Source organism: Dyadobacter sp. 676, assembly GCF_040448675.1.
Lineage (GTDB): Bacteria > Bacteroidota > Bacteroidia > Cytophagales > Spirosomataceae > Dyadobacter.
The window spans coordinates 6371442-6394199 of sequence record NZ_CP159289.1 but is presented as its reverse complement, the minus strand read 5'-3'; the positions used below and the strand labels follow the sequence as shown (position 1 = coordinate 6394199).

27 protein-coding genes are annotated in these 22758 nt (G+C 51.4%); 10 read left to right on the top strand and 17 right to left on the bottom strand.

Annotation, left to right across the window (positions count from 1 at the left end):
• Positions 1-70: 70 nt before the first annotated feature.
• A complete protein-coding gene (locus ABV298_RS28045; RefSeq protein ID WP_353719444.1) occupies positions 71-811 on the bottom strand; it encodes a 3-oxoacyl-ACP reductase family protein in 741 nt (246 codons plus the stop codon).
• 97 nt (positions 812-908) lie between these two features.
• Between ABV298_RS28045 and ABV298_RS28040 the strand changes: the two genes are divergently transcribed.
• The gene (locus ABV298_RS28040) at positions 909-1298 is read left to right on the top strand and encodes a helix-turn-helix domain-containing protein (protein ID WP_353719443.1); all 390 of its coding nucleotides are present in this window, start codon (positions 909-911) and stop codon (positions 1296-1298) included.
• A gap of 16 nt (positions 1299-1314) precedes the next feature.
• On the opposite strand, the gene ABV298_RS28035 is transcribed toward ABV298_RS28040, so the two are convergent.
• The 5 genes from ABV298_RS28035 to ABV298_RS28015 form a co-directional block, all read right to left on the bottom strand.
• Positions 1315-2733 carry a hypothetical protein gene (locus tag ABV298_RS28035; protein WP_353719442.1) on the bottom strand — a complete coding sequence of 473 codons (1419 nt, stop codon included), beginning with the start codon at positions 2731-2733 and terminating at the stop codon, positions 1315-1317.
• Positions 2720-3304: a sigma-70 family RNA polymerase sigma factor gene (locus tag ABV298_RS28030; protein WP_353719441.1), complete on the bottom strand. Its 585-nt coding sequence runs from the start codon at positions 3302-3304 to the stop codon at positions 2720-2722. The genes ABV298_RS28035 and ABV298_RS28030 overlap by 14 nt, the downstream gene beginning before the upstream one ends.
• 45 nt (positions 3305-3349) lie before the next feature.
• On the bottom strand, positions 3350-3928 hold the full coding sequence (locus ABV298_RS28025) for a hypothetical protein (RefSeq protein WP_353719440.1): 579 nt from the start codon (positions 3926-3928) through the stop codon (positions 3350-3352).
• On the bottom strand, positions 3876-4283 hold the full coding sequence (locus ABV298_RS28020; protein ID WP_353719439.1) for a hypothetical protein: 408 nt from the start codon (positions 4281-4283) through the stop codon (positions 3876-3878). The genes ABV298_RS28025 and ABV298_RS28020 overlap by 53 nt, the downstream gene beginning before the upstream one ends.
• Positions 4284-4410: 127 nt before the next feature.
• Entirely contained in the window at positions 4411-5199 is a 789-nt protein-coding gene (locus tag ABV298_RS28015) for a mechanosensitive ion channel family protein (RefSeq protein WP_353719438.1), read from the bottom strand.
• Positions 5200-5315: 116 nt separating this feature from the next.
• On the opposite strand from ABV298_RS28015, the gene ABV298_RS28010 reads away from it, so the two are divergent.
• Positions 5316-5615 (top strand): hypothetical protein, encoded by a 300-nt coding sequence (locus ABV298_RS28010; protein WP_353719437.1) that lies wholly within the window; start codon positions 5316-5318, stop codon positions 5613-5615.
• Positions 5569-5925: a hypothetical protein gene (locus ABV298_RS28005; RefSeq protein WP_353719436.1), complete on the top strand. Its 357-nt coding sequence runs from the start codon at positions 5569-5571 to the stop codon at positions 5923-5925. The genes ABV298_RS28010 and ABV298_RS28005 overlap by 47 nt, the downstream gene beginning before the upstream one ends.
• A 7-nt stretch (positions 5926-5932) precedes the next feature.
• Here ABV298_RS28005 and ABV298_RS28000 read toward each other — a convergent pair whose 3' ends face one another.
• From ABV298_RS28000 to ABV298_RS27985, 4 genes are all read right to left on the bottom strand, one after another.
• A complete protein-coding gene (locus tag ABV298_RS28000) occupies positions 5933-6952 on the bottom strand; it encodes an AI-2E family transporter (RefSeq protein WP_353719435.1) in 1020 nt (339 codons plus the stop codon).
• Between the two features lie 115 nt (positions 6953-7067).
• Positions 7068-7403, bottom strand: coding sequence for a YegP family protein (locus ABV298_RS27995; protein ID WP_353719434.1), 336 nt, complete (start codon positions 7401-7403; stop codon positions 7068-7070).
• An 82-nt stretch (positions 7404-7485) separates the two neighbouring features.
• On the bottom strand, positions 7486-8223 hold the full coding sequence (locus tag ABV298_RS27990) for a LytTR family DNA-binding domain-containing protein (protein ID WP_353719433.1): 738 nt from the start codon (positions 8221-8223) through the stop codon (positions 7486-7488).
• Between the two features lie 203 nt (positions 8224-8426).
• Positions 8427-9218, bottom strand: a complete 792-nt coding sequence (locus ABV298_RS27985; RefSeq protein WP_353719432.1) for a LytTR family DNA-binding domain-containing protein — start codon at positions 9216-9218, stop codon at positions 8427-8429.
• 312 nt (positions 9219-9530) lie between these two features.
• Here ABV298_RS27985 and ABV298_RS27980 point away from each other — a divergent pair, with 312 nt between their 5' ends.
• A complete protein-coding gene (locus ABV298_RS27980) occupies positions 9531-10148 on the top strand; it encodes a hypothetical protein (RefSeq protein ID WP_353719431.1) in 618 nt (205 codons plus the stop codon).
• Positions 10149-10193: 45 nt separating this feature from the next.
• Here the strand turns inward: ABV298_RS27980 and ABV298_RS27975 are convergent, their stop codons facing one another.
• The 6 genes from ABV298_RS27975 to ABV298_RS27950 form a co-directional block, all read right to left on the bottom strand.
• Positions 10194-10724 carry a histidine kinase gene (locus ABV298_RS27975; protein WP_353723263.1) on the bottom strand — a complete coding sequence of 177 codons (531 nt, stop codon included), beginning with the start codon at positions 10722-10724 and terminating at the stop codon, positions 10194-10196.
• Positions 10702-11235 (bottom strand): hypothetical protein, encoded by a 534-nt coding sequence (locus ABV298_RS27970; protein WP_353719430.1) that lies wholly within the window; start codon positions 11233-11235, stop codon positions 10702-10704. Before ABV298_RS27970 ends, ABV298_RS27975 begins: the two co-directional genes overlap by 23 nt.
• Complete coding sequence (locus tag ABV298_RS27965; protein ID WP_353719429.1) at positions 11232-12266, bottom strand: histidine kinase; 1035 nt, start codon at positions 12264-12266, stop codon at positions 11232-11234. The genes ABV298_RS27970 and ABV298_RS27965 overlap by 4 nt, the downstream gene beginning before the upstream one ends.
• 108 nt (positions 12267-12374) lie before the next feature.
• Positions 12375-14678: a transglycosylase domain-containing protein gene (locus ABV298_RS27960; RefSeq protein WP_353719428.1), complete on the bottom strand. Its 2304-nt coding sequence runs from the start codon at positions 14676-14678 to the stop codon at positions 12375-12377.
• A 181-nt stretch (positions 14679-14859) separates the two neighbouring features.
• Positions 14860-15777: an AraC family transcriptional regulator gene (locus ABV298_RS27955; RefSeq protein WP_353719427.1), complete on the bottom strand. Its 918-nt coding sequence runs from the start codon at positions 15775-15777 to the stop codon at positions 14860-14862.
• A 71-nt stretch (positions 15778-15848) separates the two neighbouring features.
• Complete coding sequence (locus ABV298_RS27950) at positions 15849-16676, bottom strand: SDR family oxidoreductase (RefSeq protein ID WP_353719426.1); 828 nt, start codon at positions 16674-16676, stop codon at positions 15849-15851.
• Positions 16677-16836: 160 nt separating this feature from the next.
• On the opposite strand from ABV298_RS27950, the gene ABV298_RS27945 reads away from it, so the two are divergent.
• From ABV298_RS27945 to ABV298_RS27920, 6 genes are all read left to right on the top strand, one after another.
• The gene (locus tag ABV298_RS27945; RefSeq protein ID WP_353719425.1) at positions 16837-17610 is read left to right on the top strand and encodes a helix-turn-helix domain-containing protein; all 774 of its coding nucleotides are present in this window, start codon (positions 16837-16839) and stop codon (positions 17608-17610) included.
• A gap of 92 nt (positions 17611-17702) precedes the next feature.
• Positions 17703-18044 carry an antibiotic biosynthesis monooxygenase gene (locus tag ABV298_RS27940; protein WP_353719424.1) on the top strand — a complete coding sequence of 114 codons (342 nt, stop codon included), beginning with the start codon at positions 17703-17705 and terminating at the stop codon, positions 18042-18044.
• A 105-nt stretch (positions 18045-18149) separates the two neighbouring features.
• On the top strand, positions 18150-19496 hold the full coding sequence (locus ABV298_RS27935) for a GAF domain-containing protein (RefSeq protein ID WP_353719423.1): 1347 nt from the start codon (positions 18150-18152) through the stop codon (positions 19494-19496).
• Entirely contained in the window at positions 19493-20491 is a 999-nt protein-coding gene (locus tag ABV298_RS27930; RefSeq protein WP_353719422.1) for a hypothetical protein, read from the top strand. Before ABV298_RS27935 ends, ABV298_RS27930 begins: the two co-directional genes overlap by 4 nt.
• A 188-nt stretch (positions 20492-20679) precedes the next feature.
• On the top strand, positions 20680-21396 hold the full coding sequence (locus ABV298_RS27925; RefSeq protein WP_353719421.1) for a DUF4198 domain-containing protein: 717 nt from the start codon (positions 20680-20682) through the stop codon (positions 21394-21396).
• Between the two features lie 21 nt (positions 21397-21417).
• On the top strand, positions 21418-21705 hold the full coding sequence (locus tag ABV298_RS27920; protein WP_353719420.1) for a transcriptional repressor: 288 nt from the start codon (positions 21418-21420) through the stop codon (positions 21703-21705).
• Positions 21706-21770: 65 nt separating this feature from the next.
• Here ABV298_RS27920 and ABV298_RS27915 read toward each other — a convergent pair whose 3' ends face one another.
• Positions 21771-22241, bottom strand: a complete 471-nt coding sequence (locus tag ABV298_RS27915; RefSeq protein ID WP_353719419.1) for a hypothetical protein — start codon at positions 22239-22241, stop codon at positions 21771-21773.
• Positions 22242-22758 lie beyond the last annotated feature (517 nt).

Below are 22758 nucleotides of genomic sequence, written 5' to 3'. Positions count from 1 at the left end.
TGGTTTCACGGCCTGGTGTCGGTGGCAAATATTGGAAACTAATCGGTCCTATCCAACAGCCTTTCCCGGCTTAGCTGAGCGTACCGCCATCGATGGTGATCACCGATCCGGTGGTGTAGCTGTTTGCCGGGCTGGCAAGGAAAGCCACGGCATCGGCGATGTGTTCCGGGCGACCATATCTGGGGATCGACATCATGCCCCGCTGAAAGTCGGAGAATCCCGATGTGGCCGGGTTCATATCCGTGTCGACCGGGCCCGGCTGGATCAGGTTCACTGTAATTTCCTTCGGTCCAAGGTCACGCGAAAGGCCTTTTGTAAAGCCCGATAATGCAGCTTTGCTCGTTGCGTACAATGTAGCCTGCGGTACCGCTACCCGGTCGGCCATGCAGCTGCCTATCGTTATGATACGGCCTGCGCGTTCCATTTTGCGGGAAGCCGCCAGACACGCCTCGAATACCGATCTGACATTCACATTCATGACGTAATCGTAATCCTCGGTGGTATGTTCTTCGAATGCCTTTCCCACGTAAACCCCGGCGCTGTTGACGAGGATATCGAGCTTTCCGTAATGCTCGATCGCCTGGTTAATAGCGGCCGGAACAGCACCTTCCTTCGAATTATCGGCCTGAATGGCTACGGCGCTCAGGCCCGATCCCGAGAGTTCCTTTACCAGCGCTTCGGCCTGATCTTCGCTGTTGACGTACGTGAAAGTCACTTTTGCCCCTTCTGCCGCAAGCCGGCGTACGATCGCGGCACCGATCCCCCGCGAACCTCCTGTTACAAATGCGACTTTATCTTTCAAGTTTTGCATGATGGTAAATTGGTTTGATTTCATTGCAAAACTACCCTGACACCCTTAATTTTACAGGTACTAACATAATTATCAAGTACTAACATAAATGTAAGTTATGCGAAAACAGAGCTCCACGAACCTTGAAAACGAAATGCTGATCAACGGAAATTGCGACATGGCCTATACACTGGACCTGATCGGCGGCCGTTGGAAGCCGTCGATCCTCTGGCGGCTGGCATACGGGGCCATGCGGTACAGTGACCTCCGGCGCAGCCTTCCGGCCGTTTCCGAACGTATCCTCATATTGCAGCTGCGCGAAATGGAAAGCGACGGGCTCATCAGCCGTAAAGTGTACCCCGAGGTGCCGCCCCGTGTCGAATACCAGCTTACCGCCCTCGGTAAAAGCCTCGAACCGGTCCTTCGGGTACTTACCGACTGGGGTGCCGACAACCGGCCCGGTTCCGAACGAAAAGCGAAAAGATGTACCTTGCCAGCAGTTATATAACTGCCCGTTTGACGATCTACTGCGAAGAACTCCGACTGGTGACGGCGGATACCTTGAAACCGGTATGGCGCAAGCCCACCGACAGGCCGACCTGGTAAGGCTGAATCTTGAAAGGGTTGTCGGGATTACGGAGCTTTGTCAGGCTGTATTCAAAATAGGGCCCTATGGTCATGGCGGTATTGTTCCCGGCAAAAAGCTCTTTTCCGAAACCGGCATTAACCCAGGCCATATTTCTTCCCGAGGTCAGGTCCCGGCTCCATTCGGCACCGACGTCGCCGAAATAGTTACGCAGGAAACGCGACCGGAGAACAGTGCGCTTCCGGAGGCTCAGCCCGACCAGCCGTACCGTGCTCTTTTCCTTTTGCGGAATCCCCTTGCGCACAACCTGATAATTGCCGGACAAGTCAGGGCCGACGATAAATTCGCTGGTAGCGATTTCGTAACGGTACGATTGCTTAAACTGGCCATAATTGAGCAAAAGCTGAAACCCCTTGCGCTCCGCCCCGGCCGAAAACTTATACCCGACCGTTTCAGCCGAAATTCTGGTCGGCAGAACGAAGTTCTGGTAAATAACACCATTTCCCGGCCTCACGGTCAGGATCTGGAAGGTGCGGAGCGGTGTAAGGCCGGCGACAAAATTCCAACGGTCTTTATACAGAAATTCGTAACGTTTCCCGGTTTTACCAGGTGTAATCAGGCTATCGGCCGGGCCGTGATAAGATGGAAGGGCCAATGGCCTGTGATCCAGCACCCCGATGTCTTGATCGGCCATCGAAGGCCCTTCCAATGTCCTGGTTGCGTTTCCGGCGGCAATGCTGTCGGGCTGGTCGTCAACCAAACCCATTTTCTTCAATTCCGATACCAGAAACGCCCTGTCTTCCGGTGAAACAAGGTCGTCCCTGATCCAGAGTGAACCGAAAGAAGAACCGATTTCCCGAATCGCTTTGATCAGCTCCGCCCGCGTAACCCGATGTTTTTTTCGAGAAAGAATCTTTACGTCCGGCGTTGCCCTGTCCGACACCATCGATACCGGCTTTTTATATGGTAATACCGAATCGACCTTCGCAGGGTTTTCGGCAGTCGGCGCATCCAGCGGCGCTACCTGCGTGCCGGGCCCGTCGCCATTGCCGTTTGCATTCGCGCTCGCATGGGATTCCGCCGCCGCTGTCTCCGACCGGCTTCCCGAAACATTGGCTATTGCAACGATCGCTTCTTTTCTCTCCGGGGACCATGACACGAAGTACACGACGGCCGTCGCAGATATCAGGAGCAGCAACGTGGCGATCAGGCCCTTCTTGACCATGCTGCTGCCGTCGCCCAACTCTTTGAAGACTTTCTCCCGCAAGGCGGGGTCCGGCAGGCGTTCAAAACTATCGAATCGTTCTTTGAGGGCCTTCCGCAACTCCTCGTCGATACGCTCGTCAGAAGATTTCATATTGCGTTATACCTTTTTCCTGTAACTTCTTCATTAATAAATTCCTTCCCCGCAAGAATTGCGACCGCGACGTGCTGTCGGATATACCCAGCATTTCGCCGATCTCGCTATGTGTGTATCCGTCGATCAGATGCAGGTTAATGATCATCCGGTACCCGTCCGGCAATGTGGCCATTACGTTCAGCAACACATCGATATCGATTTGAACGATGATCTTCCCATAATCGCCCGACTCGATTTCCCGTTGAAAATCATCCAGGTTCGAATGCAGCTGCTGCTCCTTGGTGGTGCGGTGATAATAGTTGATCGCCGTCCGGATCACCACCGACTTTACCCAGCTATCGATCACTTCCACATTCCTTAATTCATTGATATTCTTAAAAACCTTGATAAAGCCTTCCTGAAAAATGTCCTCCGCCTCTGCCTTGGTCTTGGCATAACGCAGGCAAAGCCCCAGCAATCTGGATTTGTACCGCTCGTAGAATGCCGTCTGCGCCCTGGTATCATTGGCTTGGCAAGCCCGTACCAGGTCGGCAAGCGAACTATATTTCTTACTGCGGAAAAGGCTCATTCAAAAGGGGCGAGAAGTGTATCTTTGAAACAACCGGCTTTGTGCTTACCGATATATTGCTGTCTGGTATGTCATATTCACAAACTTTCCATCCTGATCGAAATTTAACCAGCAGTTTTCATTCGTCGCCTGCATGTTCATCACATAACCCGTCCCCAATACATTCGAAAATTTGTAACCCTGGATCAGTTTCATAGCCGAAAAAGCCGGAGCGTTTTTTATAAATGTCCTTATCTGCTCCGGATATTCTTCCACATTATAATAAAAAGCCTCGGCCTGGTATACGGTATTGATCAATTTACCCGCATTATCAAAAGTAAACTGATAATTCGTACCCGACGCCGTCGCGGCATTAACAAAGTATTGTTTTTCATTCCTTTCATTTACCGAAATCTGCGCAGTGGAAAGATTCAGCTTCTCTCTTTCCAGAAAACCGGTGACCGGTCTGGGCAAATCGCTTTGCTCCTCCGCGTGAATGGTATAAGAGAACTTGGCATAAGGTTCCATTCTTAAAAAATACCGGATGGGATTGTCGGTATCGTACTGGTACCAACTAAGCAGGTAGTCGACGTTATTCCAGGTGTATTTCGCAATGAACGTCGGGTACACATTCGGCTGGGGCACAGGCTCCCTGAAAAGGTCCGCGTTTCCCCCCCTGCACGCTGCGTGCGGGCAGCGCCCGTTTCATCGAATCCGGCACTGCGCCGTACATACGGTACACGCTCAGTATTTTCCGCGTATCGAGGGCCGCATAAAAAGGGTTGCCGTTCAATTTATAATTTACTTCGTAGAGCTCATCCTTTTCAACGGCCCGGAACGTCGCGTCGGTAGCGTCGGGATACGCATCCGACATTACCTTTATTACTGATTCGGGAAGGGTTTCCGGTGGAATGGATTGCAGGTCCTTATAATTGCTGCACCCCCAGAAGAACAGGGAGAAGACAATCGAAAGGATTTGAGTAAAAATTTTGTCATTCATAGCCAAATAGCTCGTTCGTGCGGGGTGCCGTTTATCATGAAAATGTCCCTCCCCAACCGCGCGGCCGGCAGGAGTACGCAGGAAGACACCGATAAACTGAAAACCGCTGCACGGGAGCGAAAAAATCCTACCCCATTCCCGGCAATTTGAGCCCCGAACCTTTCAGGGCTTCCATTAACCTTTCCTGAATCTCCATTTTGCTGTCTACGAAACCATGCGCGTTGAGCCACACGTTGACGCTGACCTTATAGCCGTCGGGCTCGATGGAAGCGATTCCGATACGTCTTTCGGGTACTTTCAGGGCATTTTGGGCATCATCGAGGACACTATTGATGATTCTTTTGACCTCCGCGAAATCGATACCGTTGCTGAATTTCAACTCAACGTCCAACCGCCTGTAACCCGAACCGCTGATGTTGATGATCACTTCGTTGGAGAGCTTGCTGTTGGGAATGACTACCGTACGGTTATCATAGGTTTTCACGACAGTGTAAAAGATCCTGATGGCTTCGACAGTGCCCTCCTGCCCTTGCGCCACGATGTTGTCACCCACCTGGAATGGTTTGAGAATCAGGATCAAAATACCGCTGGTGAAATTTTGCAGCGTACCCGACAGCGCCAAACCCGCCGCAACACCGATAGCACCCACCAAAGCGGCAAAAATAGTCATCTGAATGCCGATGATCTGCATCACCGCGATGATCAGTAACACGCGCAACGATGTTGCGGCCAGGCTTAACAAAAAAGGTGTCAGGGATGGGTCTATCCGCCGTTTGAGCATGTGCCCGCTGAGCCAGCGCGACAAAATGCGGATAAACCATAAACCGGCGATCAACACCGCGATACCTGCCAGAACTGCCGGTCCGGTTTCCAGAATCCAGGCATACGCCTTGTTATAGAACTGCTCGACTTTCATGATACGAGTGCGTTGGTTTCAAAACAACCGTGGGAGGAAAAATCCGTTCCAGGCGGGCCTGGCATGGCTTTTGAACCTGCTGTCCGCAAACTATTAAGGAAAAAACCCCAACAGACATGGAAATCCATCATCATCATCAACGAACCGGATCATACCGATATATCGTATACCTGATACTGGCCGCTATCGCCGCCGGCATCGGCATTTATTTTTATGCTCCCAAGCCGGTCAATAAGGCGGCGAATGAAAGCATGTCGCTGTTTTTGCAAAACAAGATCAGCGATATCGACACCAAACTAAGAAACGGCGAGGATGAAACCGACCTCGCCACCCGCTTGTCGTGGCATAAATCGAATGTGGCCTTATATAATGAAGCCGCGACAAATTCCGACAAAAAAGATCACGAGCCAGCGTGAGATCCTGAAAAAGAAAATGGTAGAAGTGCAGCAACGCGATTTTCCCGAGCTCAGGACAGCCTATGTCGATTCCAAGAAGGAGGCGTTGGGCGAACAGCATGTCGCCATAGGGCTGGCCGGAGAGCGCCGCGAAATACTCAAGTTCGAAGGCGGGATGTTCAAGCCCGAGCAGGTGCAGAAGGATTTTATGAAGAACATTTATGGTATCGTTAGCGACCTGCGCTTCAAGAAAGTCGTTTATAAATGGTCGGACGCGCCCGAAGGGCATCACCAGTACGAGATCCGGTCAAAGGAAGATACGGAGATCTGATAGCGTGTCACACAGCGCGCCCGCCGCTAAACTCGTTCTTATAGATCCTCACCAACAGCATCAGGTAACTGATCAGCAGCGGACCGAAGATAAAGCCCCAGAAGCCGAACAGCTTCAATCCGGCGATCAGACCGAGGATCGTGATGACCGGATGAACATTTCCGACCTTCTGTAAAAAGGTAATCCGCGCCACGTAGTCGATGTTGCCGATGACCGTGATGCTGTACACGGTCAGGCCGATCGCTTTGGCGTTTTCACCTTTCGAAAACAGGAATATGACCAGGGGAAGCCAGATCATCGCCGTACCGATTACCGGGAAAAATGCGAACAGGCCCGTGATCAGCCCCAGCAGCACGAAATCCTCGATCCCCACGACCCAGTAGCCGAGCAACGCTACCAGCCCCTGAATCAGCGAGATAAGCGGGATTCCCAAGGCGTTGGCACGCACCATCCCGCAGGTTTCGTCGGCGAGCGACTGGATATTCTTGTGTTTGAGTGGAATAAAATCTTCGACCGCTTCTTCCATCATCCGGCCGTTTTTAAACATGAAATACGCCAGAAAGAGGATCATCAGCAGGTTGCCGAGCATCGTGGCCGAACTGTTGAGGATACCCGGAATGAAACCGGTGGCTTTCTTACGGATGTCGGCGGTGGCCTCTTTGTTCAGCAGGTCCTGGCCCGTCCATTCGCGGAGCTGGGTGGCGATCGCGTCGATCGCGTGATTGACCTGGTCGGGGTTTTCCACGATCATATTGATTTTCTGAAAAATCATTTGAATCGAAAAATAAACCGGAGCGACAATGCAGGCCATAAAAAGCACCATAAAGAGGATCGCAGTGAGGCTTTTGTTCCACTTCCGCTTTTCGGTGAGGTGAAAGTAATACCGCCGGCAAAGAATGTAAAGGGTAAGCGCCCCCAGGAAACCGGGGAAGAAAATGTAAAGCTGCATGAAAACGATTACTGCCAATGCGGTGACAATCAGCAGAAAACTGATCTGGCGAATGCGGTTGTTAAAGTCGGGAACCATAAATAGCTGTTTTCTATCTATATACGCAAGGCAATTACCGTACCAGCCGCGGGGCTATCATGTAAAAAAAGCGCAGGACAACGGTTGCCCTGCGCTTTTTTGGATATCACGAGAATCAGGCAGCCGTTTGATCGTCCACCTCCGCCTCGGGCGCATTCTTTTTCACAGATTCGATACCGTTGTCACGGCTTGCTACGCTTTCGTACATTTCGCTGTTGCCGATCGCCTGTCCGTTCGTCGCCTTCAAAACGAAATAATACTTGTTGTTCTTTGATGTGAGGCGCTCGAAACGGGCGTCGTCCTGTGCATTTTTCTTCACCGATTCGATTCCATTCACGCAAGCGGCCTTCGTTGTATAACCTTCACTGCCGAGGATTACCTGGCCATTTCCGGCTTTGAGGTTAAACTGAAACTCTCCGCTGGCCCTTTTTGAAATTACAAATTTTCCCATATGTATTTTGAAAAGATTGGATTAGGCTTTCAAAATACAACTAACTTTTCTCAATGCAATACTATACGTTACCAATTTTATACTATACGTTTTCTGCCGCCGCGCGGGAGAGCCGCTGTACTTTCTCCCGGTAAGGCGCGCTCACAGGCAGGATATGTGCGCCTATTTCAATGGTCGTATCCCCGAATGCCGTAATTTTGTCGGTCGCCACAATCAGGGAACGGTGTATACGCATGAAACCATGTTCCGCCATCCGCGATTCGATTGCCGTCATGCCCTGGTGAACCACGATCTCCCTTTCGGTCGTTCTGAATTTTACATAGTTCTTCACCCCCTCGATGTAGAGCACTTCATCGAGAAATATCTTTACCGTGACCTTGCCCGAAAACAGGTAGATAAACGGTCCCCTGTTACGAGAAGCCTTTTTAGCCTTCGACTGAATGGCCCGCCGCGTCAGCGGGGGGACCGTCGCGTAATATCGTTCGATGCCTTCGAGAAAAGCCTCGAAGGCGACCGGCTTTACCAGCAGGTCAAGAATGTGATCGTCGCCTCCCCGTGACCAGCGTTTTCGTTTGTTGCTGAGGAAAATAACCTTCGGCCGGGCGGGCAGCAAGCGCAGGAACGCGTCGCCCGTCACTTTCGGCAGCATTACATCAAGAAAAAGCAGGTCGATTTTGTGCCTTTGAAGGTACATCAGCGCATCGACGGCATGATAGAATACCCCCACCAGTTCCAGTGATTCCAGCTCACTGATGTACGCTTCGAGAATGCTTGCCGCATGCGGCTCGTCATCGATAATCAAACATTTGATTTTGTTCATAAAAGCAATCCGGCCAAATGACTGTACTTCAAGAGTATAACCCGATACGGGCGGGATACGTCGGACGGGACGGGCAAGCGCCTGGCCGACCGGGGCGAAGTAATGGCAGGAAGCGGGTTGAGTATGAAGGCGGTCAAGTTCGAAATAATTCCGGAAATGTGCAACGCCCGGCTCCCGCAGGCCGCTTCATTGCACATCCGGCACTATTTGCCCAGCCATTTTTTAAAGTCCATTGCCTTCTCGCGACTGATGATCACCTCGCTTTCCGGCATCGGCGTGAGCGTCAGTTTAATTTTGTTATTGAAGTAAGGATTGATTTGCTGCACGCAATGCACACTGATAATGAACTGGCGGTTGGCGCGGAAAAAACTGTTGGGGTCCAGCATTTTTTCCAATTCGTCGAGCGTATAGTCGACCGGAAATTTCTGGTTGTTCTTCGTTTTGAACAAACTGGTCCCCTCTTCAGAATAAAAATAGGCGATATCGCCTACCTCCACCGGCACCCATTGCTGCAAGTGTTTTACCAGGAAACGCTTGCGATAATCCGAAGGCTGCATTTGCTGCCGCAACTGTTTCACCAGCGAATCGATAGCATCGCGGTCGAGATTCGCATTTTTCACATTTTCGCTTTCGGTATTCCTCGCCAGACGGTTGTATTTTGCCAGACTGGCTTCCAGTTCCTGCCTTTTAATGGGTTTCAGAAGGTAGTCGATACTATTCACTTTGAATGCCCTGAGCGCGTATTCGTCATACGACGTGGTAAATATCACGGGAGATTCTACTTTCACCTGATCAAAAATCTCGAAACTTTGTCCGTCGGCCAGCTCGATGTCCATCAGTATCAGGTCGGGGGCTTCACTTTCCTTCAAAAAATTAACCGACTCCTGCACACTCGCTGCTTTCCCCACGATTTCTATGTTTCCGTCTATTTCCATCAGTAGTTTGGAGAGTTTTCTCACGGCCAGATCCTCGTCTTCTATCAATAATACCTTCATAAACCGGTTTTTGCTGTTCCAATTGAAAGCCAAAATTTAGGCCAAATTAACCAATTCCCGAAGGCCGTGGGAAACGGAATCGCATAAACGGGCCATGAAACGGTAAATACCGGTGATGAAACGCCCGGGGAGCTAAAAACACGGCCCGAAGCGAAAAACGCGGATTTATGACGGTCCATGCGCCGCGTTGCACGTTTCATAGCCCGGTTGTCCCGTTTGATGCTCAATGCGGATGGCCGTGCGGGTACCCCTCGTTAATTTCGGGTAACGATTGCAAGTTCTGTTAGCCATGAAAATCAAATATTTATCGATATGAAAAAGCACTACATTCTGCTTTTCATGTTGGCGGCCGCACTTTACGGCTGCATCGAGTCGGCGCCGGTGGCCGATGATGTCAAATCCTCGGCACCCGGCTTCGGCAGCTCACAGCAACGGCCCGAAGGTACGAAACTCGACTTTCCGGCGGGTATCGGCATGAGCGGCAAGCCGCATCGGTCCCCGCATTATGCCGACGAAGCCATCGCCCGCAAACAGATTTACGGCAGCGGGCCGCTGCATTTTTGCCTCCGGCTTTCGAACGCCACGGGCGAATCCGTTACGGTGACATTGCCGGCCGGAACAATCTTTGTTTCCGAAGACGAACAGCTACCTAATGCATTACTGATCAAAGAAATACGGATAAAAGTACCGGAAGCCAGCACCATGTCGTGCTATCTGATGGCGTATTCCGTTAATCAGAACCGTACCTCCGCCTCCTCACCCGTTTTCGAGCCGCAAGCTATTGTGACAAGCCACTACGCATTGCCTGAACTGATGAGTTTCCTGGCAGCTAAAAAAGGTCGACGCCGCCGACTTCGGAAACGAATTTCCGCCTTCCGAAATATCGGATATGGTTCAGGAGGCCGTGCACGAAATCGCCCACACGGGTAAATGGTCGGTAAATTCAAGGAAAAAGCTAGCGAAGCTGCCCGAAAATTAGGCCGATGTCAGCAGGGGCAGGCTCACCGAGAAAGTCTGCGGATTCTCCTCGATGCTGATTTCCCCCTGCCCGAGCAGGTTATACTTTGTGGCAATGTTTGCAAGGCCGATCCGGCTCGAAGGTACCGATACCTGACGTCTCTGAAGGTTATTCGACACCACCAACCTACCGTCGGCAGTCGTGTTCAATCGGATGTAGAGCGGCTGCCGGGGCATTATCACATTGTGTTTCACTACATTTTCCATCAATAACTGGAGCGTCAGCGGCGGCAGCATATAATCGCGATAGGCAGGGTCGATTTCCTCTTCCAGCCGGAGGTTGGCGCCGTAGCGCGTGCTGAGCAGGTGAAAATAGGAGCCGGCAAACCTCAGTTCCGCTTCCAGCGTCGTAAGCTCCGATTCATTACTCCGGAGCAGGTAACGGTACACATTGCTCATTTCGTCGATAAACTGCGTGGCGAGGTCCGGGTCCTCCTCGATGAGCGACGAGAGCGAGTTAAGGCAATTAAAAAGGAAATGCGGGTTGATCTGCTGCTTCCAGACTTTCGAACTGGCTTTGCAAATTCGCTTTCCGCAGTTTTTCGGTTTCCAGCAACTTTTGCTGCCACAGCTCGAATGCGTACACGCCCTCATGTATACACGTGACCACGATATTCATCAGCGCGCCCAGCCCCAGGGCCCATTCGTAGCTCGTGCGGTCGAAGGCGTAACCGGGGAAATTAAAAGCCGCATAACCAAAGAACAATACACTTATGATCAATACATTACAAACAATATGCGCCGGAATCATGAGCAACATCCGCTTCGGCGTCTGCTTGAAATGCGAATAACGCTTGCGAAACCAGAAACCGATCCGGGCATGAATGAACTGATACGCCAAACTGAATACGACCGATGAAATGACGGTAGTTTTCGCAAAAACACCGATATTCGAAAAATAAATATCCCCAACCGCCAGATAATTCATTAATAGAATATATACCGGCAGCAGCGAAAGGGCGATCCAGATGTCCTGTTTGGTGTAGGTTACCAGCTTCACGTGGTTTCGAATTGATTACGGGGTGTTCCGACGGGTATCCGGACGGTGAACGTATCCCCGTCGTCAAAAAGCAAAGGTTCTTCCAGTTTCAGGTCACGAAAGCGCGTCAGCAATGCTTCCAGGCTTTCCCGGGCCGTACCCGGACTTTTAGGCTGGATCGAATTGCTGACCTCCAGATGTCTGCCCCGTGCGACGATCGACAGTTTCAGCGGTCTTTGTTTCATAACCACATTATTACGGACCGCATTGTCGACCAGCGTTTGCAAGGTCAGCATCGGCAGCATGCAATGGGTACAACTCTCGTCGATATCCACCTCCACCTCAATCGCCGCGCCGTACCGCGTGGTGGTAAGAAAAAGGTAGGAGCGGATAAATTCGCTTTCACTTTTGAGCGACACCAGTCCGTTCCCGCTGTCGTGCAGGAGGTAGCGGTAAACGCTCGAAAGCTCATCCAGGAATGCGCTCGCCCGGACACGGTCTTCCTCGATCAGGGCGGAAAGGGAGTTGAGGCTGTTGAATAAAAAATGCGGATTGACCTGATTTTTAAGGTTATCGAACTGATTTTGCAGGGATTCTTTCTTGATCGCCTCCTCCTCCTGCAATGCCATGCCATACTGGCTCAGCGAATAAATCAGCTCGTAGATCGCGCCTACCGAGAAAAGCGTAACCACACAGAGCGTGATATAGATGCTGTATTCCCTCAATGTAAAGACCTCCCAATCCCACCGGGCGAAATACATCAGCAAAAAGAAGAAAACCTGACTCAGCACTTCGATGACCAGGTAACCGGTGAATGTGCCGATGATCCTTTTGCGGGTTTGCATCATATCGGGATACTTCGCCCGCCATTTTTCGCTCCAGAGTGCCATCGATTGCCAGGTAACCAGCGCACAACCCAGCCATGCCATGGTGATAGTGAGGCTTTTCCAGTTACTTCCGACAAATTTCTGGACAAGAAAAAGGTTCAGCAGCGCTGCCCACACGAGGATCACGAGCGGACGGAACCATTTCCATTGCGAAGGATTTTTCAATTGTCACCGACAGGTTTAGGCACGGAACGCGATTTACCATATAAAGCTAACCCTGCCGGAGCGATTTGTCAAACCACTCGCCGCATTTTGACCGAAAGGAATATCTTCTTAAAATAATACACCTTCGTCATCCGACTTCGCCGGTGGCGTGTATATTTCGTCCGAAACGACCGTAGAATCGGTGGCGCACTCGCCCGCATAGCCTTCCGGTCGTGTGAAAGCGCCTTTCCGGTAATGAATGAGCGTCTGGTCGTTGTAAACTTTCTGCATGAAAGCTCCCCAGGCAGGCATGGCCACGCGTCCGCCCTGCCCGAGCGCGAGCGTACGGTAATGAATGCTGCGGTCCTCGCCCCCAACCCAGACACCCGCCACCAGGTTGTGCGTCATCCCCATAAACCAGCCGTCGGAATGATTTTGGGACGTGCCCGTTTTTGCGGCGATCTCGTTGCCTTCGGTAACACCGTATTGCCGCAACCGGCCCGCCGTACCGCCAGGGTCTTCTACCGCACCCCGCATGAGGTACAGCATATTATAGGCCATTGTTTCGCTCAGCTCCTGACTTTGCTGCTCGTGGAACTCGGCCAGAAGTTTGCCGTGCCGGTCTTCGATCCGCAGGATCGTCATGGGCATAACTTTGTACCCGCCGTTGGCAAACGAGGAGTAGGCCGACACCATTTCGTAAATCGACACGTCGCCGGTCCCCAGGCACAACGCCGGCGTTGCGGGCAGCTCGCTCGTGATGCCAAGCTTGTGCGCATAGTCCACGACGGTATTGGCCTTCACCATCTTCATGATATTGGCAGTGACCGAATTCACCGATTTTCCCAACGCCTGACGCAGGGACAGCGGCTGTTCGGAATAGACGCCGTTGGAATTTTTAGGCGTATAATCCTCCATTACGTCGTCGATCCCCGCCTGGAATGTTACCGGCGAGTCCATGATCTTTTCGCAGGGCGTGATGAAATTTTTGTCCAGCCCGGCCGTGTAAACGAACGGCTTGAATGTGGAGCCCGGCTGTCTTTTTCCCTGCTTCACGTGGTCGTACTGGAAGTATTTGAAATTGATGCCGCCAACCCATGCTTTCACGTGCCCGTTGCGCGGGTCCATGGCCATCATGCCTGCCCGCAGGAAACGTTTATAGTATCTGATCGAGTCGATAGGGCTCATCGTCACTTCTTTTTCACCGTCCCAGGAGAACACCTTCATTTTATACGGCTTCCGCATCACTTTCCACGCCTCTTCCTCCCCGAGTTTGTTTTTCAGCACATTGAAATACGGCAACCTGCGGACGGCCGTCTCGATAAAGCCCGGAATTTCCCTTCCGTTCTCGTCGATCCACGGATTGCGGCCTTTCCAGTGATCGTTGAAGATCTTTTGCTGTTCCTTCATGTGGCGGGTGAGCGCGTCTTCCATATACGACTGCATCCGCGAGTCGATGGTCGTGTAAATACGCAAACCGCTCGTATAGAGGTTCAGGTCGGTGCCGTTTTCCTCGTTATACATTTTTACCCAGGCTTTCAGGTAGCCGCGCATCGATTCCCAGAAGTACGGAGCCGGCCCGTTGGCGTGGGTTTCCATTGCGAATTCCAGGCCCAGCGGTTTTTCTTTCAGGGAATTGAAATCATCGTCGGTAAGGTAATCGTATTTGGCCATCTGGGCCAGTACGGTATTGCGGCGATAGGTGGCGTTCTGTGGAAACCGCACGGGGTTGTAGATCGTCGGGTTTTGCAGCATGCCCACCAGCAATGCCGACTGCGGTATGTCCAGCTCCGACACATCGGCGTTGAAATACGTTTTCGCGGCCACTTTGATACCATACGCGTTGTTCCCGAATGAGACCGTGTTCAGGTACATCTGCATGATCTCCTGCTTGGTATACTTTCTTTCCAGAATGATGGAGAGTATCCACTCCTTGGTTTTGGCAATTACAATTCGCACGACCGGTATTTTGCCCAGCACTCCTTCAAACTCTTCCGAACGCGTATTGAAAAGGTTTTTCGCCACCTGCTGCGTAAGCGTACTGCCGCCACCTGAGCTTGAATTACCCGTAATAATCCCCTTCGCTACACGCAAAAGGCTTCGGGGGTCGATTCCTGAATGGCTGATGAACCGGGTATCCTCGGTCGCCAGCAATGCATTGATCAGGTTCGGTGAAATTTCGGAAATCTCGACCGGCGAACGGTTTTCGAAATGGTATTTGCCCAGCGACTTGCCGTCTTCCGAGATCAGCTCGGAGGCCAGCTCGCTTTTCGGGTTTTCCAATGCGACCAGGTCCGGCATACCGCCGAAAAGACCAAGAAAATTGTAGTTAACCGCGGCAATGTAGAAGATCAGCAGGGCCAGCCCGATGCCCAATGCGCGCCATAGGAAGAGAATGCTACGCCGGTATTTCCCGGGTTTCAATTGAATCATGTATTTCCAGAGTAACGTCCAATAAACCGACCAAATAAGCGAATTTGATCCACAAATCAGCTATTACAACGTTACGGGAGTGTCATTTGCTATTTTCCGGGTAAAAATTTTACCTGTGCCGTTTCGGCAACGGCGTGGGACCGTCGACGGACAGCCGCCGGGCGCCCGCATTCCCCGAAAGTCAAGCGACACCCGGCCGGGTGGAAAATTCTACCCGCTTTTTATATTCGTTCGGACTGAAACCGGTTTCTTTTTTGAACAACCTCGAAAAATAGGGCGGATTTTCGAAGCCAAGCAAATATGCGGTTTCGGCAACGGTCTTGTCGGAGCTCAGTAGTATGTTTTTGGCCTCGGAAACCAGGAAAATATGGATCAGCTCGATAGCGGTCTTGCCGGTCTCCTGTTTGAGCAAATCACTCAGATACCGGGGCGACGTATTGAGCATGTCGGCCATGAGCTTGACGGACGGCAATCCTTTTTCCTGAAAACTGCCATTCTCGAAATACCGGGCGAGACTTTCATTAAAACGCGACACCGTCGTGCCCGACAACTGCGTGCGGTTGATGAACTGGCGTTTGTAGAAACGCTGCGAATATTTCAGCATCGAGTCCAGGTGCGTGAGCATGATGTCGCGGCTGTATTCGTCGGTATTATTGTAATATTCGTTCTGAATGCGCGAGAAAAGGTCCCAGATGATCTGCTCCTCGCGCTCCGACAAATGCAATGCCTCATTGGCCTCGTAGTCGAAAAAACCGTATTTCCGGATTTCCGAATGCAACGGGTGGCCGTTCAGGAAATCTTCGTGCACATAAAGGATAAAACCCCTCTCTTCCAGTTCGATATTGTCCATCTCGATCACTTGCCGGGGTTTTGTAAAAAGCATCGAACCACTTTCATGATCGTATTTGGTACGCCCGTAAAGCACATGGCCTGCCCTGATCTTCTTGAATGCAATCATATAAAAGTCCGTCGTAAACTCGCGGCGGCCGATGGTGCAACTCCGCAGCTGATCGCAGGTAAACAAGCTGACCATCGGGTTTTCGGGGCCGGGCAGGTTGCTGGCGCGGTGCAGCTCGCTGATGCTTTTATAATGTTCCATGATGTCTAAACGGTTAAATCTGCGCCTTTTAGCGGGCGCAGATTCCAATTCTATGAAAATATACCTGAAAATCAGACTGCCGCATGACCATGGGCGGCATCCGCTACCTCTTTCCACTCCTCCCAGGTCGCAAGGCGGTCGGCGTATACCTGGCTCAACCATGGAAACCCGACTTTGCCGAGGAAAATTCGCAGCGGCGGGTTTTCTTCGTCTACGACTTTCAGAATCGCGTCCGCGGTCGCTTCGGGCTTACCGATCGTGTCGGGCGTCAGTCCGGCGTAAAGGGCTTCTTTAATACCGTCGTACAATGCGATCGGTTCGCTGTGGATGGCCGAAGCGCCGCCCCAATCGGTCGAGAAGCCGTTGGGTTCGACAAGCGTCACTTTAATGCCGAAGTCTTTTACCTCCGAAGCCAGCGTTTCGCTAAGCCCTTCCACAGCCCACTTGGAGGCATTGTAAAGGCCAAGCACCGGCAACGTAGCCACGCCGAGTACGCTCGACACCTGAAGAATATGGCCACCGCCCTGCGCACGCATTACAGGAATCGCTGCCTGCGTTACCCAAAGCAAACCGAACAGGTTCGTTTCGATCTGGTCACGGGCCTCCTGTTCGCTGGTTTCCTCGATGGTCCCGAACAGTCCGTAACCGGCATTGTTGATCACGACGTCGAGGCTGCCGAAATGCGCATGGGCCTGGTTTACGGCTGCGAAGCTCGCGGCGCGATCGTTCACATCGAGCCGGATCGGAAGCAGGGTATCGGGGTATTGCGCTGCGAGGTCTTTCAGCGTTTCGATGTTGCGGGCGGTGGCGGCAACTTTATCCCCTCTTTTCAAAAAAGCCTCGGTCCATATACGGCCGAATCCCTTGGAAGCGCCGGTAATAAAAATAGTTTTTGACATGGTTGACAATTGTTTTTGTGTTTGATGCTACAAATTTACCGGGTCGCTCCCGCCGGCGACTTATACAAAAATCCGGAAATGCGATACACTTTTACGTGATGTTCCATCCGGCTTAAAGGCACTCGGGAACCGTTCGCACCCGCTTCCGGTTTTGGGAGTGATGAATGTCCAGACCTATTTTCCGATACCCGAACTGAGCCCATTTATCCAGTCCTATAAGGTGATAGAAACGCCCGCGGACGTGGTCAACCGGGTCCTGCCTGAAACCTCGCCGGTCATGGTGTTCCGGTTAAGCGGGCAGGTTTGCGTCGACCATCATGGCGAGGTCACCGCGCTCGGACCGGCCGTCGTGTCGGGGCTGCGGAAATCGGGCCGCGCGATGCAATACCGGTCGGGAACGATAAATCTCCTGGTCATTTTTCGGGAAGGCGGCATTGCGCCTTTCGTTCGCGAGCCGCTCCATGCATTCAGCGACACGAGTATTCCGCTGGATTGCCTCGACGGGTTCGGGGATATTCCGCTGCTGGAAGAGCAACTGGCCGGATTGCCCTCGCACGAAGCACGCATTACGCGGGTTGAACGCTTTCTGCTCGGGCGGGTCAGCGACAGGGCCGCCGACCGCCTGGTACTCGCCGCGATCGACAAGATCCGGTCTGCTGGAGGACAGTTGAGGATCAGGGAACTGGCCGCGTCGTTGTATGTAAGCCAGGACGTGTTCGAAAAGCGTTTCAGGCGTGTGGCGGGGCTTTCGCCAAAGCAATTCGCATATTTGGTCAAAATGAAATCGGTGATCGAAAAAGGCCGCTCGGGGCAAACGCTGGCGCAGCTGGCGCTGGACGCCGGTTATTTCGACCAGCCTCATTTCAATAAAGATTTCAAGCTGTTTACCGGCCTTACTCCTACCGAGTTTTTCAAATCGCCGGTGTTGTGGTAAATCAATGATTTTTTACAAGAATGGCAGTCTGCCCCTTTGGAATTTTGTACAAACAAAACCAACAGAAACGATTGCCAATCCAATTAAAAATCATGGAACTACAAGACAACAACCGCCCGGTCGCATTTATCGGCAAATACCTGATTCCCGCAGCCGCCAGGGAAACATTTCTCGAACGCCAGGAGATCAGCAGGGAGTTCATCCACACGCTTGCCGGCTTCATCCGCGACGATGCGTACGAGCGCATCACGGAAAATGGTGACACCGAATATATCACCATTGCCCTCTGGACAAGCGAAGACGCGCTGAACAATGCGCGGGAAATGGTGCAGGCCGAAAATCTCAGAAAGGGGTTCAACCGCGCCGAAATGCTGGAAAGGCTCAATATCCGCATGGAACCGGGAGTATTCAGGCCGGAAAGCGCATTCGCCTGACCGCATTGCCGCGTCGGCCTTCATGCGCGTGCCGGCGACGGGAGCCGGCACGCGCTTTTTCGATTGGTGTGTCGTATCTTTATGCCTCCACCGCATCATAGCACCATGAAAAACGAAGTACTCGACGTTTCCGGAATGCGGGCGCTCCCGCCCGACCTCGATTCGGCCATCTCGTTCATGCCGTATATCCGCTTCCTCGAACAGCGCATCACGGAGGAAAAGACGCTCAAATCGGCATTTTACAAGAATATACTCAACTATTTCCGCGACAACAAGCTCCCCGAAGGCGACGTGCCGCTGGAAGACGTCGGACGTTACGGCGACTTTTTCGAATACATTTACAGCAGCCTGTCGGCACCGCTCGTATCGGAACATCAACTGGCCTGGGGTATGAGTTTTCCACTTTATCCCACCATTTTTTATGGCACCGACCTGCTTTTCGAGATGCTCAATTTAAAGCCTGTCGACTCGCAGTTCGAACTGCAAAAAAAACCGGAAGAATATCAGCGTGAACGCCTGCACCTGATTTATACCCTGATATTGCAGCGGCTGTACAACTTTCAGGTACCGGTCAAAATACAGCAATACCACGCCTGGACCGATCACAAAACCGGCCTGCTACGCTATTACGAAGTGCTCGTAAGCCCCGAATTTGTAGAAGTTACCGCTAAGGAAGCGCTTCCGGAACTGAATTTTGTCGAAATCTACGCGCATTTCAGCGAGACGGACGGGCATTTGCAATTGCAGAAGGTATTGCCGCTGGATATGTTCCGCTTTCGCGGCTTCGCAGTGATCACGGTTACCGACATTACCGCGAAAATGGCGGTGGAGAATATCAAAAAGGTCCAATTTAACCGGATACCGGGCGACAGTCCGAACCGCTATCAACGCATTATCCAGTCGCTGAAAACGCTGGTGCAGAACAACAGCATCGAGTTCGACCTCTTTCCTTTCGTACGTGTGAACGGGCAGGCCGTGTACGGATACGAGCAGGCGGGTACAGGCGTACTTTTCCAGATCTGGGGCGAAAACCGGCTCACGCCGGAGGAATTCCGCCGGCAGGCCGAAGGCTACGCGGCCAGGCCGAACTCGTTTTTCTCGCCGGATATCCATGGGGAAGACGAACGACAGATCGGCTGGCTCGCACCCTTCCGTAACCTGCAAGTGCGCTCGCTGGCGTTGGTGCCGCTCTTTGTGGAGCAAAAACTCGTCGGCGTGCTTTGCATGCATACCTGGAAAGACGAGCGTTTCGACGAAAAAAAACTCGCGGCACTCGAAATGGCGTTCGCCTCGATAGCTCAGCTCCTCAACATATATATAGAAGAGTTCAACCTGGAACTGGAAAATATCATCAAGGAGAAATTCACCTCCATTCAGCCCGCCGTGCAGTGGAAATTCAATGAAGCCGCCTGGCATTACCTGCACCGCAGAAAAAAGGTTTGCCGGAAGTGAACGAAAACATTGCGTTCTTCGACGTGTACCCGCTTTACGGTGCCATCGACATCCGCAACTCCACCAACGAGCGCAATGCCGCCATCCATGCGGATCTGGGCCATTACCTCGACCTGCTCGACGACGTTTTGAATGCCCTTCTGCCATTCGACCGGTCGTCGCTGATGCAGGAGTTACGCTTCCATTGCACCCGATGGAAACAAACGGTAGCGCAGGGGCAGCTGAACAGCACGTCCGAAAACAATCTGAACACTTTTTTGAACGACGAATCGCGGAATTACCTGATCCATTTATCCCAACAGAACCCCCGAACAACGACTTTGATCGACGAATACCTGGGCGCCACCCACGTCGCACAGGGCGGAATACACCGCCACCGCGAGGCGCTCGACCGTTCGATGGAGCTGATCAACACGGCTGTCAACCGGTATTTCGAGGATCAGAAGGAAGCACTGCAGGAATCCTATCCCTGCTATTTCGAAAAGTTCAGGACGGATGGCATCGAATACGACATTTATATCGGCCAATCGATCGCCCCTGACAAGCCATTCAATCATTTTCACCTCAAAAACCTGCGGCTGTGGCAACTGTCGTCGATGATCGAGGTAGCGCGGCTCACGCGCGATTTGCTGTCGGAAATGCCCCGGGAGCTCCATACCACGCAACTGATTTTCGTGCATAACCATATGATCGATATCAGTTTCCGGACGGACGAGAGAAAGTTCGATGTGGAAGGCGCTTACAATATCCGGTACCAGATGATCAAAAAACGCATCGACAAAGTGAGGATCAAAAACTCGCAGGAACGCCTTACCCAACCCGGCAAGATCGCACTCATTTACCTGCACCAGCGGGACATTGAGGATTATCTGCCTTTTATCCATTATTTGCAGGAAACAAAATCCCTCGAACCGGTTACCGAAGAGCTTGAACTTGAAGATCTGCAAGGTTTAAGCGGGTTGCGGGCGCTCAGACTGGGCGTTGCTTACAGCTAAACTGAAATAGCTTTGTTGTAGCTGAATACAACAAACGGCCTTCCGCTTCCGACGCGAAGGCCGTTTTTGTTTGAATTTAAATTTAAATACTATTTGGACTTATTACAAATAAACTATATTTGTACGTCCACATGCGGAGCGGATATTGTAAATACACTTCGCTTTTTTACTACTCATTTTTTCAAATCATGTTCAAAAAACAACTTCTTCTTCTTGCCTTTTTACTTTGCTGCCCGGCGCAGCTTTTCGCCCATGCGCTTTGGATCCAGACGGCTCCGACAGGCAAAGCGGGTCAGAAACAAACGGTTAAAATCATCTATGCCGAACCGGGGGACACGCCGGAAAAGCTCGGCGAATGGTATTCGGATGTGAAAGACTTCGAGTTGTGGCTAACCACACCCGACCAGAAACGGACCAAACTGGCAACCGTAGCGGCCGAAGATCACTTTACCGCCGAGTTTACACCCGGGCAACAAGGCGTATACACATTATCGGTAGGGCACACGTCCAAAGACCTTGGAGGCGCGACCGTTTATCAGTTCAATGCCAGCGCGTTAGTAACTGTGGGAAAGGCTGATGCAGGTAATAACCCCGCAGCCAATGCCAACGAACTGAACATTTTCGCCGATCCTGCCAAAACCTACAAAGTGAACAGCCCTTTGAATCTGCGCGGTTTTTTTAAAAACAATGGAAATGAAAAATTGCAAGTGACCGTCGCTTCGCCATCCGGATGGAGCAAACAAATCACGACCGACGAAAAAGGTTTGGCCGAATTCATTCCGCTTTGGCCGGGCACCTATTACATCGAGGCATCGAAAAGCTGGAAAGAGACGGGGTCGCACAATGGAAAAGAATATAAAGCCTTCTGGCGCAGCGCGACCTTACTGGTAGAAGTAGGAAAATAATTTTAAGCGTCATTCATTCGCATGTCCCTGTACGAACAAATCAGTGCTTATTGCACGCGCCATAAAATAAGGCTGGCCGAAAAGAGGGTCATTGTGGCCGAGCAGTTGCTTGTTGCCAACGAATTTACCGACGGCGATACATTATGGCGCGACATGCGCAGTCGCGGGATTAAAATCAGTCCGGCGACCGTTTACGAATCGCTTAACTGGCTGGTTAGCGCTGGGTTTGCGGAGCGGCGTTTCGCGACCGACAGCCGTAAAAATCTTTTCGGTATTCCGGAGCCGGTCAGAAACGCGACAGGCCGCTGATGCAGATGCCCTGTTTACCAGTACTTAACAAAAAAGGGTCCGCGAAAACGGACCCTTTTGCATATTTATTCAGCTGCCACGGCATTCTTGGGTTTACGGCCCCGTGGTTTGCCGGTATAGGCTGGCTTGGGTTCTTCTGTTCCCAATGCGAGTTCAAAGCCTACGACACCTTCGTTGTAATTGAAAAGCGTTACTTCAAAAATGTACTTCGTATTTTCAAAATCGATACCGCCTTTGCGGAGAATCAGTTCCAGCGGGATCGAATATCCGCGGCCGCTTCTCGCTAATGCGAATGTTCCGTTTTCATCTGTGCTGGGGATCAGGTAAAGATACTTCAACGTTCTCTTGCCTTGTTGTGCTCCGATTTTAAAGCGTGCAGTTTCAGGTTCGATTCCTAATTCTTCCAAAGTTTTAGGAGGAAGAACAAGTTTTCCGGAGGTAGAAATGTAGCCGGTCGGCTTTGGTTTCTCCTGAGGTTTTTTCGCTACCGAAACATTATCCTCAGGAGAAAAGAATTTAATTGCTCTTGCTTTCATAAATAAATTACGGGTTGCTGGTGGATTATTACTTTCGCAAAAGTAATGAAGTTAACATTTTATTAAAATACTTTTGAAGATAAATAATGTACCAAAATTGCGAAAAAAAAATCTGCATCTTTATTCCGTCCGGCCATTTTTATTAACCGTTTTTCGGCGATTCATTTTTAAATCGGTTTTAAATAAATCAATTTTCACACGGATATTCCAATCGGTATACAAAAATACTTTTCGCGTACGACAGCTATTCGCCGATGCCAACGCCCGTGCTATTCCCCATTTAACCAGAACGTCGCCTGCGAACAAAATTGTCTCATACGGTTACAAAAAATCCGTCGACAATTCGCCATTCCCGTAATTACCACCCCGCCCCAACCCCGGTATTTTCTTCACAAGCAGGCGGTTATTTTTTTGATATAAATGAATCGAAAAGCGGAAATCGTCTGCCATTCCCCCTGAAAGTTGTAGAAGTAATTGGTTCGCCACTTTTCACCTAAGGATTAAGTTATATTATTGG